The sequence below is a fragment of the Paracoccus stylophorae genome, from assembly GCF_028553765.1.
GTDB classification, from domain to species: Bacteria; Pseudomonadota; Alphaproteobacteria; order Rhodobacterales; family Rhodobacteraceae; genus Paracoccus; species Paracoccus stylophorae.
On record NZ_CP067134.1, the window covers coordinates 3233860 to 3246584 of the forward strand.

Genomic DNA, 12725 nt, shown 5'->3' on the forward strand with positions numbered 1-12725 from the left:
CGTGTCTCCAATCAGACCCGTTCCAGGATCATGGCGATCCCCTGCCCGACCCCCACGCACATCGTGCAGAGGGCATAGCGACCGCCGCCTTTGTGCAATTGATGCGCGGCGGTCATCACCAGTCGCGCGCCCGTCATGCCAAGCGGATGGCCCATGGCGATTGCGCCGCCGTTCGGGTTCACATGCGGCGCATCGTCCGGCAGACCCAGTTCGCGCATCACCGCAAGGCCCTGCGCGGCAAAAGCCTCGTTCAACTCTATCACATCCATCTGGTCCAGCGTGAGTCCCGCGCGCTCCAGCACCCGGCGGGTCGCAGGCACCGGACCCATGCCCATGATGCGCGGCGGCACGCCGGCCGCAGCCATCGCCACGATCCGCGCCCGCGGCGTCAGCCCGTGCGTCTTCGCCGCCTGTTCCGAGGCGACGATCGCCGCCGCCGCGCCGTCATTCACGCCCGAGGCGTTGCCTGCCGTCACCGACAGGTCCGGCCCGTTGACGCCGCGCAGTTTCGCAAGCTGTTCAACGCCGGTGCCGGGACGCGGATGTTCGTCGGTATCGACCACCACCGGGTCGCCCTTGCGCTGCGGGATGGTGACGGGCACGATCTCGTCCGCGAAGAACCCCGCCTCTTGCGCGTCGGCCCAACGCTGCTGGCTGCGCGCGGCAAAGGCGTCCTGATCCTCGCGGCTGATCTTGTATTGCTCGGCCACGTTGTCGGCGGTTTCGGGCATCGAATCGGTGCCGAACTGCTTTTTCATCTTCGGATTGACGAACCGCCAGCCGATGGTGGTGTCATACATCTCGGCGTTGCGGGAAAAGGCGCTGGTGGCCTTGGCCATCACGAACGGCGCGCGGCTCATGCTTTCGACGCCGCCTGCAACCAGCAGGTCGCCGTCGCCGGCACGGATCGTCCGCGCGGCCAGTCCGATGGCGTCCATGCCCGACCCGCACAGCCGGTTGACCGTGGTGCCCGGCACCTCGATGGGCAGACCAGCCAGCAGGCCGGCCATGCGCGCGACGTTGCGGTTATCCTCGCCCGCCTGGTTGGCGCAGCCCAGGATCACGTCATCGACCCGGTCCCATTCGACCGAGGCGTTGCGCGACACCAGTTCCCGCAACGGGATCGCGGCCAGATCATCCGCGCGCACCGACGACAACGCGCCGCCATATCGCCCGATCGGGGTCCGTAGTGCATCACAGATGAATGCGTCCGTCATATAAGCCTCCTCCGCTCGGTTGGCCGGTATTCACCGACCGCTCGGTCACCAATATACAGATCAACACATCACTGGCAAAGACAAATTTTCAGGAAAACCGTGACGCGTTGGCCTTGAAGGATTTCCCGTTTCAGATCAGCTCCTTGCGCTCTCTCCGCGCCAGATCCTCTACCCGTCGCCGCGATTCTTGGGTGCTTTCCGGCAGCAGACCGACAGAATCGGCAAAGCTGGCCCCGACCCAACGATCCGCGGCGGGCGACAGTTTCACATAGAGATGCCGGAACAAGTCATGCGCCGCGCCGGCGGGCCAGTCGGCGGGCATCGCCTCGGCCGGCAGGCGCGGATCGGCCAGCGCGGCGTGGCGGTATTCGTCGGTCAGGCGCAGGCGCAGGGCCAGCGCCTCGGCATCCTCCAGCCCGGCGGTCTCGATCCCCGACGCGAGGCCCGAAAACCGCGCCAGAAACGCGCGATAGATGCGCGCCACATCCGCCAGCGGCCAATGGCGCGCGGCGAATTCCGGCAGATCGGACACGCCCGCGATGCTGCGGGCGCGCAGGACCGGGCCGGGCGGCAGGACCAGACGCGGTGAATCGGGCGCGATGGCCCCGTCGCCAAGCGCGGCCCAGCCCGGCTGCGGCGGCGCGCTCAGCGCGACGACCCATGCGGTCGGCAGATCGGGGGGCGAAAACAGGATGCGGCCGGCGCGGCGGAATTCGTCCTGCGCGGCGGCCGACAAACGATAAAAGCTGCGCCGTCCGATCCGCTCGCCCTGCAACCTGCCCGCCGCGACCAGCCGCGAGACGGCCGTGCGGACAAGGCTTTCGCTGATCCCCTGCCGCGCGCAGCACGCGATCAGCGTGCCCATCCACAGGACGCCGCCGCGCGGCTCGACCACGTCGCCGTAGAGGGTGACGATAAAGGACGACGCACGGGGCGGGGTCACGAACAGGGTATGACGCGCGGGTTTGTTCACGGCGGACGACTTTGGATGACGGTTCCGCCAAGGATAGGCCGCAGACGCCGCGCGGTCCAGCGTGCTGCCAGTCGCGCCTGCCCGCGCGGCCGGATCAGCCGGATCAGTCGTTCAGAACCGCCATGTGATCGGCGTCCCATCCGATCCAGACCGGATCGCCGCCAAGCGCGCGGCCGGTGTCGGCATCGACATAGGCCCGAAGCTGCGCCTCCTCGGTCTCGCCCACGGCGATCTGCATCGCCATGCGAGAGCCAAGGAAGGTCCGGCCGACCACGCGACCCTGCACGGCATTCTCGGTCTGCGGGCGTTCGTTGTGAAATCCCAGCTTCTCCAGCCGGACCGAGGCGGTGACGGTCTGCCCCGCATCGGGCACCGAGGCGGGCGCCGTGCCCGTCAGCGTCGTGCCCTGCCAGTCCATCACGATCCTGTCGCCGTCGGTGCCGCGCACCCGGCCCGACAGCAGGTTGGTTTCGCCGATGAATTGGGCCACGAAGCGGCTGGCGGGGTGGAAATACAGCTGCTCGGGCGTGCCGTCCTGTTCGACGCGGCCCTTGTTCAGGACCACGATGCGGTCGGACATGGTCAGCGCCTCTTCCTGATCGTGGGTGACGAAGAAGAAGGTCTTGTCGGTGCGGCGCTGGATCGACTTCAGTTCCTGCTGCACCTGCCCGCGCAGCTTGGCGTCCAGCGCGCCAAGCGGCTCGTCCAGCAGCAGCAGCGCCGGATCGGGCGCCAGCGCACGGGCCAGGGCCACGCGCTGACGCTGGCCGCCCGACAACTGCACCGGATAGCGGTCGGCATAGGCCTCAAGTTCCAGAAACGACAGGATCTCGGTCAGGCGGTTGCTGATGGCGGCCTTGCCCATGCCCTTCAGTTCCAGCCCGAAGGACACGTTCTGCGCCACCGTCATGTGCGGAAACAGCGCGTAATCCTGAAACACCATGTTCACATGGCGCTTTTCGGGCGGCTGGTTGGTCACATCGACGCCGTCCAGGATCACGCGCCCCGTCGTCGGACGCTCGAACCCGCCCAGGATGCGCAGCGTGGTGGACTTGCCGCAGCCCGAGGGGCCCAGAAAGGTCACGAACTCGCCCCGCGCGATGTCCAGCGTCAGGCTGTCCAGCGCGACGGTCTGGCCGAAATGCTTGGACAGCCCGTCGATGCGGACAAGCGGTGTCTGGTCGGTCATGGCTCAGCTTTCCTTGTTCAGGCGGCGGGTGAAGCGTTCGGCCCAGATGCCGATGGCGGCGGTCAGGACCAGCGCGACGGTGGCGATGGCATTGATCTCGGGGCTCATGCCCGACCGCAGCTTGGCGAAAATCAGCACCGGCAGCGTCGGGTCGTATCCGCCAAGGAAGAACGAGCGCACGAAATCGTCGAACGACAGCAGCAGGCAGAAGATCGATGCCCCCAGGATCGCCGGGACCAGATACGGCAGGGTGATGCGCACGAAGGAAATCAGCGGATCGGCGCCCAGATCGCGCGCCGCCTCGATCTGGCTTCGGGGCAGGGTCGACAGGCGCGCCATCACCACCAGCGCCACGAACGGCACGTTATGCACCGCATGCGCCCAGACGATGGCGCCCATCCCCGGCTCGATCCCCAGCCAGCGGGCATAGATGCGAAACGCGATGGCCGAGATGATGCCCGGCACCAGCGCCGGCAGCACGGTCAGCCCGAAGATCGCCAGTCGCCCGGCAAAGCGACGCCCCTCCAGCAGGACCGCGATCCAGGTGCCGACCAGCACCGACACCAGCGTCGCCAGAACGGCGATGGCCAGCGAATAGCCGAAAGTGGACAGCACCTCGGCATCGGCGAAGACGCCGGTGTACCAGTCCAGGGTCCAGGACCGGATCGGAAAGCCGATGAACTTGCTGTCCTTGAACCCCATCACCACCATCAGGATCAGCGGCACAAAGACGTAAAGGACGAACGCCCAATAGACGCAGGCTAGAAAGATCCGGTTGCCGCGAAACAATTCGACCCGGTCGTTCATGGTCGTTCTCCTCTGCGCAGCGACCCCATCAGTTTCTGAAATGCCGCGGTGATCAGCAGCGCGGCCATGAACATGATTGTGGCAAAGGCCGCGCCCGTCGGCCATTCGTCGCCCGCCACGTGGAAGAACCCCGCGATGGTCTGGGCAAAGACGGTGGTGGACGGTCCCCCCAGCAGGATCGGCGTGGCGTAAAACCCGGTCGAGATCAGGAAGACCAGCGTGCAGCCCGACGCGATCCCCTCGATCGTCAGGGGCAGGGAGATGCGGCGAAACCGCGTCCACGCCCCCGCGCCCAGATCGGCCGCCGCCTCGTTCATGCTTTTGGGCAGTTTTTCCAGCGCCGAATACAGCGGCAGCAGCATGTAAAGCGCGGTCAGATAGACGATGCCTACGCCCATCGAAAAGCTGGTATACATGAACGGGATCGGCCGGTCGATCAGCCCAAGCGTCTGCAGCACAAGGTTCACAGCACCTGTATTGCCCAGCAGGATCATGATCGCATAGGTGCGCACGATCTCGCCCACCCAGAACGGCACCAGCAGCAGCAGCAGAAACAGCATCTGGTTCTTGCGGCTGACATGGCGGGCCAGGAAATAAGCGACCGGATAGGTGATGATCAGCGTGCAGAAGGTGAACACGCCGGCAAAGGTCAGCGTCCGAAAGAACGGCATCCAGAAGATGCGGTCGCCGAAAAACCGGGCATAGTTGTCCAGCGTGAAATGCTGCTGCACACCCGGCGCGACCGGATAGGCGTCGGTCAGCGACACCCGCAGCATCTGAAGCATCGGGCCCAGATGCTGGGTCACGACCCACAGCACCGGAAAGACGGCAAGGATCACGAATTGCCGCCGCGGCGAGGAGGTGGCCAGCCGCATCAGCGTGCGATACGGGCCCCATCCTGCCAGCCGTCCCCAGAATGTGCGGCCTTCGGCCTTGTCGATCATGGCTCGCCCGTCCTGCCCTGCGGATGCGTGATGCGTCATCGGATCGTCTTTCGCGGTGTCGCCGCCCGCCCCGCGCAGGGCGGGACGGGGTAGTCTGCCGATATCGGGTCAGGCGGCCTTGATCGCCTCGACCGCCGGATCGACAAGGCTGTATTTCAGGTCGTTCGCCTCGGCCCGGAAGAACTGCATTCGTGCCAGCTGATCCTCGGGGAACGAGGTTGCCTTCTTCTCAAGATCGCTGAGATACTGCGTCGCGTCCTTGTAGGTCGAGATGAAGCCCGAAGCCTGTGTCATCGCCGCCCCGATCTCGGGCGAGGACAGGATCGCGTCAAGGAAGGTATAGGCGTTGTCCGCGTTGGGCGCGTTGTTGGCGATGTTGTAGGTGTAGACAAAGCCATACGATCCCTCGCGCGGGATGGTCATGCCCAGCGGGAATCCGTCCTGGATCAGCGCGGCGGCGGGGCCGTTCCACGAATGGCCCAGCAAGATGTCCTGGTTGACCATCATCTGCTGGAATTCCGCGCCGCTGTCGTAGTATTTGCGAACAAGAGGCTTTTTCTGGATCAGGAAGTTCTTGGCTTCCTCGACAATGGCGGCGGCCCGTTCCGGGTCGTTCTTGTAGGCCACCATGTTGCCGTCATAGCCCATCATCAGCATCACGATCGACATCATGTCCTGGACGATATAGGCGGTCTGGCCCTTGTACTCTTCGCTGAACAGCGTGTGCCAGGTCATCGCCTCCTCGGCGCTGACGGCCTCGGTGTTGAAGGCCAGCACCTCCATGCCCGACAGGATCGGCACGCCCCATTTCTCGCCCCGGATCGTGGCCCAGTCGCCGTCCGAGAAGACCGGGTTGATCCGGTCCCAGTTGCTCAGCCGGCCGGTGTCCAGCGGTGCCAGCAGATCGCTGTCGATGAATTGCAGGAACCGGTGGCCCGCGACGGTCATGATGTCCACCGAGGGGTTGGGCTGTTCGGCGGCCAGCAGGTTGAACTGCTTGCCCTGATCGTCGACCAGCCGGATATTGACCTTGATCCCGGTATCGGCCTCGAACTGTTTTCGAAAGCTTTCGGGAACGAAATCGCTGTAGGTCCAGATATTCACCTCTCCGCCGGACTGCGCCATGGCGCGGCGCAGATACACCGGAGAGGTCAGGGCCGCGCCGGTGACGGCGGCGGTGCCCAGGAAACGGCGGCGGTTATAGATCGGTTTGGACACGGTCGGTCTCCTTGTTGATGATGGTCTCTGTTCTTCTTGATTGTCGTGTCAGGCGCCGGCGGGCTGTCGCAACAGTCCGGTTCTGGCCGCCCGTTTCAGGTCGTCCAGCGTGAACCGGTTCAGGTCCAGCGCCGCCAGTATCTCGTTCTCGGCCGCGAAATCGCGCCCATACATGGCGGAAAAGATGCGGATGCCGGCCTCGTGCAGGATCGCCGGCCGCCCGACAAGCCGCCCAAGTTCTGCGGTCAGCACCAGCCCATAGGGCACATCCTCGGTGACATAGCGGCTGTCGGCGGTGGCCGGCCCGGTGCCGCCATTGCCCTGCGCATGCATCTGCTGGTTCATTTCGGAAATCGAGGCGACGGGCACGTGAAAGGACAGATGGAAATGTTCGAAGATCGTCCTGACCTCAAGATCCAGCGCGCGCGCGATGGAAAGTCGTTCCAGATCAAGCCGTTCCAGCAGCCGACCCACCGCCGGCGTGACGTTCTGCCCCTGGCTCCAGGTTTCGCCGCGTTCCATCCGGGTGATGTTGGCCAGCGCGATGCCCATGTGATTCTGCGGGTTCAGGTTCGACAGCGAGATCGCCAGCAATCCGTCGCGCGGCTGGAACCGGTCGCCGAACAGATCGCGGCACAATTCCAGCGCCTCGTCCGACCGCTCGACCGGGACGGTGCAAAGATCGACGCGGCTGCGCACGGTGTTCACCTGCACCTCGGTTCCCGACTGGCGGCGGCCGGTGCAGATCGTGGTGCCCCAGGCGGTGACGGGAACGCTGATGCCGCGTTCGGCCAGAAGCTGCGTCAGATAGACCGCGCCCAACGAGGCGTGGGACGAGATGATGACCTGATGATGCGGCCCGATATGCGGGGCCAGCGCATCCAGCACGGTCTTGTGGCCGTAACCCGGCAGGGCGACGATCAGCACCTCGTTCTCGCGCGCCAGCATCGCCGCGCTGTCGGCGATGCGCGGATGAAATTCGGTCTCCACCGCCCCTTTTGCGGTCAGCGGCGCGCCTGCGGCCAGTTCCGCCGTCCCCGCGCCCGAGGGCGACCACAGCATCGGGTTGTGCCCGGCCTCGTGCAGCAGAGCCGCGGTTCCGAACGCGATCGAGCCTGCGCCGGCCAGTCCTGTCGTCTTGCTCACATCCATCCTTTCGCAGCTTGCAGTTCGGCATCCGGGCCGTTCACCTGAGGGATGAAGCGCGGCCCGGCACGCAATTCAGTTGGCCTGCCCGGCATCGTCCAGACGCACCGGATCGCCCAGCACATGCATCAGCCGGTTGGCCCAGCCAAACAGCGCGGCCGACAGGATCAGGTCCAGCACCTCGGCATCGTCCAGCCCGGCATCCCGCAGCGCCTTCATCTGCGCAGGCGTGGCGCGGGACGGACATTCCGACAGCGCCGCGGCGAAATCGAAGATCGCCCGGTCGCGCGGGGAAAGCTGCGCCTGCGCGCCGTCGCGAAACAGATTGTCGGTGACCTCGGTCGCGTTCTCGATCTGGGCGTGTCGCATCGCGTGGACCGCGGCGCAATAGATGCAGTGATTGACCATCGAGGCCGCAAGCGCGCCCAGTTCCCGCCCGGCGCGCCCCAGCCCGCCCTTGTCATACATGATCGCGTTGAACAGGGGCGATCGCACCTTCAGGCTTTCCACGTCATGCGCCAGCGTCAGCACGTAATCCGACACCTTGGTGTTGGACGGCGTGACCTGCAGCGCGTCCAGCTGTTCCTGACTGGCCTGACGCAGATCGACGGGCTTCAGGCGCGGCTGCCAATGCGGGACGTTGCGGGTGAACTTGCGGACCACGCGCGTCATGCCGGCACCGCCTTCATCAGCCGCAGCCCGGCAATCACCCGGATCTGATAGGCTAGAAACGCGTTCAGCTCGGCCAGCCGGACGATATCGGCGTCGGCCACTCCGGCAGCCTGCAACCCGGCCACGTCGCCGGCCGCGACATGGCGCGTGTCGGCGGCGACCTTGTCCATGAAGGCCGCGACATGGGCCAGGCCCTGCGCCTGCCCGTCCGCCTCCGGATCGGCCAGCGGCGCGAATTCGCCCGCGTCGGCGGCGTAACGCGCGGCCAGCGCGCCCTCATCGTTCAGCCTCGCGATCCGCGCCGCCAGCGCGGCCCGCAGCGGATGCGGCCACGCCCCCGCGTCGCGCGGCCGCAGCACCGCATCCTCGGCGTCCTGCGTCATGCGGAAAACCTGCGCGCGCCCCGCGACGGCCTTGCCCAGGGCGGTGTCCGGCGCGATCCCTGCGCTGTTCAGTGCGGTCGTGTCCAGTGCCATCAGGCCACCTTTCCTTTCCTGTCGTCGCCGGGCAGTTCGGACGGAGTCCATTCGCTGCCATCCAGTTCCGGCTTGTCGTAATCCAGCATCGCCTGCCAGTGGATCGCGACATCCTCGGCATACAGCTTGGCCGCAATCTCGCGCGCCAGCCAGTCCGCGCCTTCGGAGATGCCGGGAATGTCGCCGCTGACCTTGCCCAGACTTGCCGATGCACCATAGTTGAAACAGTAGACTTCCGACAGCCACGGTGCCCGGCCCGGCACCTTCTCGCGAAAGGTGAAATCGCCGTTCAGATAGGGAAAGCGGCCCAGATCGGGCGACGGCTCGTCTGCGGGCGGCGTATAGACGTCCTGCCACAGCAGGATATCGTCCGCCGCCGGACCGAACTCGGTGCGCGACAGCGGGTCGATGGTAAAGCCGGTGCCAAGGATGACGAAATCCGCCTCATAGGCGGTGCCGTCGGCAAAGCCGACCACGACCGCGCGGTCGCGTTCCACGGTCGATTCGACCGCCTTGCCGAAATGAAAATAGGCATTGGCGTGGCGGCTGACCCGCAGGGTCGATCCGTGCGGCGGCGGGGTCTGGGTGGCAAAAGAATACTGCATGAAGCGCCAGCGCCATTCGTCGGGCAGGCTGGCATAGCCGGCGGTGAAGCCGAACGATCCGATCCCCATCATCTTGTTGATCGTCGGCATCGTCTTGCGCCGGATCAGGTGGCGGACTTCGGCTGCGCCGTGTTCCAGCGCCTCGGCGGCGTTGTCCACGGCCGAGGCGCCGACGCCCACCACCGCCACGCGCTTGTCCTTCAGCGCCGCAAAGTCGATCTCGTCAGCGCTGTGCGCCCAGTATTTCCGGTCAAGCCCCCGCACGAAACCGGGGATGTTGGGCTTGCCGGTGCCGTCGCGGCCGGTGGCGAAGACCAGCTTGCGGCACAGGATCGACGCCTCTGCCGCGCCCGACAGATGCAGCCGCAGCAGATCGCCCTCGGGTTCGACCAGATCGACCGAAACGCCGTTCTCGGTCGGGATCTTCAGCACGTGGCGATACCATTGCAGGTATTCCATCCACATCGGACGCGGGATCTTGTCCAGCGCGTCCCAGCTTGCGGTGCCGAACTGCGCCCGATACCACGCCTGAAAGCTGAGCGCGCCGTGACCATAGGCCGGCCCCGTCAGCTCCTTGGGCGAGCGCAGCGTTTCCATCCGCGCATAGGTCAGCCACGGCCCTTCCAGCCCTTCGGGACTGCGATCCAGAATCCGCATGTTGTGGATGCCGCCGGTCTTCAGCGCCATCCACGCCACCATGCCGCACATGCCGCCGCCGATGATGACCACGTCGCTGACGCCCTTGCGCGCGGGGACCCAGTCCTTGCCCGGCCAGTTCAGGAATTTCAGGTCCTCGCGCAGCCGCGCCTCCAGCGCGGGCAGGCCCTGGCCGTCGATCGAAGAGGCGGTGTCGTATGTCATGCGGTCGTTCCTTCTGGTCCTTGCCCGGATCCGGCACGCTCAGCCGGGTTGCGCGGCCGGCCAATCCGGGTGCAGATCGTCGATATGGAAGATATGGGCGTGGCGGTGGCGCGGTCCGTGCGCGGCGATGGCGCGCAGATGCGGGTGATTGTCGGGCAGGTCGGGATGGTCGTGTTCGCGCGTCACCGGATCGCGCGCGGGCCACACCCGCGCGCCCAGCCCCGCCAGAACCAGCGTCATGGCCGACAGCATCAGCAGCGCCGGTTCCAGCCCCGCCAGCCCGGCCAGCAGTCCCGCCAGCGGATAGGCCAGCAGCCAGCCGGCATGGGACAGCGAGAACTGGGCCGCGAAAAGCGCCGGCCGTTCCGCGGCGGCGGCCGAACGCGCGATGACCAGCCCGCCCGGCGTCAGCACCAGCGAGGCGGCCAGCCCGAACCCGGTCCACAAGGCCAGATAGCCCGCATGGCTTGGCGGCAGCGCGATCCCCAGACCCAGGACGGCGTGGATTGCGGCGCCCGCGATCATCACCCGCCTTTCGTCGAACGCTTCGATCAGGCGCGGCACCATGATCGCGCCCACGGCCGCGCCCAGCCCGTAAAATGCCATCAGGATCGGAAAATGCCGTTCCGCATCCCCAAGCCGCGCGCCCGCAAGCACGACCGAGTTCACCAGAACCCACGCCATGCTCAGCGACAGCGCAAGGTTCAGCACGAACAGCCCGCGCAGCCGGGGCGTCTTGCCGTAGATGCGCAGCCCCGTCAGCGCGCGTTGCACGAAAGGCCCCTTGCGCCGATCCGGCATCCGGGCCGGAAACCGCGTCAGCAGAACCGCCAGGATCGACCCCGCAAAGGCCAGCGCCGCGACCCAGAACAGATACTGCGCCGCGATCAGCTGCAGCGCCATGGCCGCGATCACCGGCGACAGCACCGATTCCATCGTATAGGCCAGACGTGACCAGACCAGTGCCCGGCCATAGCTGCGCTCCTGCGGCAGCAGATCGGGGATGACCGACTGAAAGATCGGCGTGAACGCCGACGAGACGGCGAAAAACCCCAGTGCCAGCAGCGCGATCTGCCAAGTCTGGGTGGCATAGGCCATGGGCACAAGCAGCGCCATCCGCGCCAGATCCAGCGCCACCATCACCCGCTTGCGCGACCGCCCGGCCAGCAACGCCTCGGCCAGCGGCGACAGGGCGACATAGGCCACCATCTTCACCGCCAGCAGGAACCCCAGGATCTGCCCCGCCGCCGCCACGCCGCCGATCCGGAACGCCGCCAGCGACATCGCGACGGTCATCAGCCCGATCGCCAGCAGCGAACAGATCTGCGCGGCAAACAGCCGGCGGAAGGACGCATTGGCCAAAGGATTGATCGAGGGCGCGGTCATGAGGCGGGCGGTTCCTTCGCGAAAGGATCGGGCGCAGGGTCGGGCCGCAGACATAACGACGTTGCGGCATCCGGTAAAGGCTGGGCCGATTCGCGCCGCCTTGTCCACCGCTTCGATTGCCGGATCGGCCTTTCGGATCGGTTCAGGTCAGACAAATCCGGATCGCCGGACGGCGAATATCGCCGCCCTGCCCCTCCGCCTCAGCGCCAGTTCAGGACCACCTTGCCGGACTGGCCGGATTTCATCGCCGCGAAACCGTCCTTAAACGCCGACACGTCAAGCCGGTGGGTGATGACCCGGCTGACATCCAGCCCGTTCTGCAACATCGCGATCATCTTGTACCAGGTCTCGAACATCTCGCGCCCATAGACGCCCTTGATGGTGATCGCCTTGAACACGATGCGCGACCAGTCGACCGGCGACTTGCCCGGCGGAATCCCCAGAAGCGCGATCTTGCCGCCCATGATCAGGCTGTCCACCATCTGGTCCAGCGCCTGCTGGCTGCCCGACATCTCAAGCCCGACATCGAAGCCTTGCTTCATGCCCAGATCGTGGATCACGTCGCGCAGATCCTCGCGGCCCACATCGACAGTCCGCACGTTCCGGCAGACCTGCTGCGCCAGCTTCAGGCGGTCGGGATTGATGTCGGTGATGACCACGTGCCGCGCGCTGGCGTGCCGCGCCACCGCCGCCGCCATGATGCCGATGGGTCCGGCGCCGGTGATCAGCACATCCTCGCCCAGCAGATCGAAGCTGAGGGCGGTGTGGACTGCGTTGCCCAGGGGGTCGAGGATCGCTCCGATCTCATCGGGGATATCGTCGGGCAGCGGCACCACGTTGAAGGCCGGCAGCCGAAGATATTCCGCGAACGCGCCCTGCACGTTCACCCCGATGCCGCGCGTACCGGGGTCCAGGTGGAACCTGCCCGACCGGCTTTGGCGGCTTTCGGTGCCCACCACATGCCCCTCGCCGGAACAGCGCTGCCCGACCGAAAGCCCGGTGACGTTGCGCCCGATCTCGACGATCTCGCCGGCGAATTCGTGGCCGGTGATCATCGGCACGGGCACGGTGGCCTGCGCCCAGTCGTCCCAGTTCCAGATATGGATGTCGGTGCCGCAGATGCCGGTGGCGTTCACGCGGATCAGCACCTCGTCCGGCCCGATTTCGGGCACCGGCGCCTGCACCATCCACAACCCCTCTTCGGGCCGCGACTTTTCAAGCGCCTTCATCG

12 protein-coding genes are annotated in these 12725 nt (G+C 66.3%); all 12 read right to left on the minus strand.

Annotated elements, in window-relative coordinates; genetic code table 11:
* Positions 1 to 11 precede the first annotated feature (11 nt).
* The 12 genes from pcaF to tdh all read right to left on the minus strand — a co-directional run bounded on the left by pcaF (position 12) and on the right by tdh (position 12723).
* Positions 12 to 1217, minus strand: coding sequence for a 3-oxoadipyl-CoA thiolase (gene pcaF, locus JHW45_RS16020; protein WP_272858582.1), 1206 nt, complete (start codon positions 1215 to 1217; stop codon positions 12 to 14).
* Between the two features lie 130 nt (positions 1218 to 1347).
* A complete protein-coding gene (locus tag JHW45_RS16025) occupies positions 1348 to 2190 on the minus strand; it encodes a PaaX family transcriptional regulator C-terminal domain-containing protein (protein WP_272858583.1) in 843 nt (280 codons plus the stop codon).
* Between the two features lie 103 nt (positions 2191 to 2293).
* Positions 2294 to 3379 carry an ABC transporter ATP-binding protein gene (locus JHW45_RS16030; RefSeq protein ID WP_272858584.1) on the minus strand — a complete coding sequence of 362 codons (1086 nt, stop codon included), beginning with the start codon at positions 3377 to 3379 and terminating at the stop codon, positions 2294 to 2296.
* 3 nt (positions 3380 to 3382) lie between these two features.
* A complete protein-coding gene (locus JHW45_RS16035; RefSeq protein ID WP_272860642.1) occupies positions 3383 to 4168 on the minus strand; it encodes an ABC transporter permease in 786 nt (261 codons plus the stop codon).
* Positions 4169 to 4182: 14 nt separating this feature from the next.
* Positions 4183 to 5169, minus strand: a complete 987-nt coding sequence (locus JHW45_RS16040) for an ABC transporter permease (protein WP_272858585.1) — start codon at positions 5167 to 5169, stop codon at positions 4183 to 4185.
* 69 nt (positions 5170 to 5238) lie between these two features.
* Positions 5239 to 6348, minus strand: a complete 1110-nt coding sequence (locus JHW45_RS16045; protein ID WP_272858586.1) for an ABC transporter substrate-binding protein — start codon at positions 6346 to 6348, stop codon at positions 5239 to 5241.
* 48 nt (positions 6349 to 6396) lie between these two features.
* Entirely contained in the window at positions 6397 to 7500 is a 1104-nt protein-coding gene (locus JHW45_RS16050; protein WP_272858587.1) for an NAD/NADP octopine/nopaline dehydrogenase family protein, read from the minus strand.
* 69 nt (positions 7501 to 7569) lie between these two features.
* Complete coding sequence (locus JHW45_RS16055) at positions 7570 to 8166, minus strand: peroxidase-related enzyme (protein WP_272858588.1); 597 nt, start codon at positions 8164 to 8166, stop codon at positions 7570 to 7572.
* Positions 8163 to 8642, minus strand: a complete 480-nt coding sequence (locus tag JHW45_RS16060) for a hypothetical protein (RefSeq protein WP_336385795.1) — start codon at positions 8640 to 8642, stop codon at positions 8163 to 8165. The genes JHW45_RS16055 and JHW45_RS16060 overlap by 4 nt, the downstream gene beginning before the upstream one ends.
* Positions 8642 to 10108 (minus strand): NAD(P)-binding domain-containing protein, encoded by a 1467-nt coding sequence (locus JHW45_RS16065; RefSeq protein ID WP_272858589.1) that lies wholly within the window; start codon positions 10106 to 10108, stop codon positions 8642 to 8644. The genes JHW45_RS16060 and JHW45_RS16065 overlap by 1 nt, the downstream gene beginning before the upstream one ends.
* A gap of 39 nt (positions 10109 to 10147) precedes the next feature.
* Positions 10148 to 11494 (minus strand): MFS transporter, encoded by a 1347-nt coding sequence (locus JHW45_RS16070; RefSeq protein ID WP_272858590.1) that lies wholly within the window; start codon positions 11492 to 11494, stop codon positions 10148 to 10150.
* Positions 11495 to 11694: 200 nt separating this feature from the next.
* A complete protein-coding gene (gene tdh, locus JHW45_RS16075) occupies positions 11695 to 12723 on the minus strand; it encodes an L-threonine 3-dehydrogenase (RefSeq protein WP_272860644.1) in 1029 nt (342 codons plus the stop codon).
* Positions 12724 to 12725 lie beyond the last annotated feature (2 nt).

Coding starts and splice junctions, on each gene's coding strand:
- pcaF (WP_272858582.1), bottom strand. CDS start 1,217: ATGACGGACGCATTCATCTGTGATGCACTACGGACCCCGATCGGGCGA.
- JHW45_RS16030 (WP_272858584.1), bottom strand. CDS start 3,379: ATGACCGACCAGACACCGCTTGTCCGCATCGACGGGCTGTCCAAGCAT.
- JHW45_RS16040 (WP_272858585.1), bottom strand. CDS start 5,169: ATGACGCATCACGCATCCGCAGGGCAGGACGGGCGAGCCATGATCGAC.
- JHW45_RS16050 (WP_272858587.1), bottom strand. CDS start 7,500: ATGGATGTGAGCAAGACGACAGGACTGGCCGGCGCAGGCTCGATCGCG.
- JHW45_RS16055 (WP_272858588.1), bottom strand. CDS start 8,166: ATGACGCGCGTGGTCCGCAAGTTCACCCGCAACGTCCCGCATTGGCAG.
- JHW45_RS16060 (WP_336385795.1), bottom strand. CDS start 8,642: ATGGCACTGGACACGACCGCACTGAACAGCGCAGGGATCGCGCCGGAC.
- JHW45_RS16065 (WP_272858589.1), bottom strand. CDS start 10,108: ATGACATACGACACCGCCTCTTCGATCGACGGCCAGGGCCTGCCCGCG.
- JHW45_RS16070 (WP_272858590.1), bottom strand. CDS start 11,494: ATGACCGCGCCCTCGATCAATCCTTTGGCCAATGCGTCCTTCCGCCGG.
- tdh (WP_272860644.1), bottom strand. CDS start 12,723: ATGAAGGCGCTTGAAAAGTCGCGGCCCGAAGAGGGGTTGTGGATGGTG.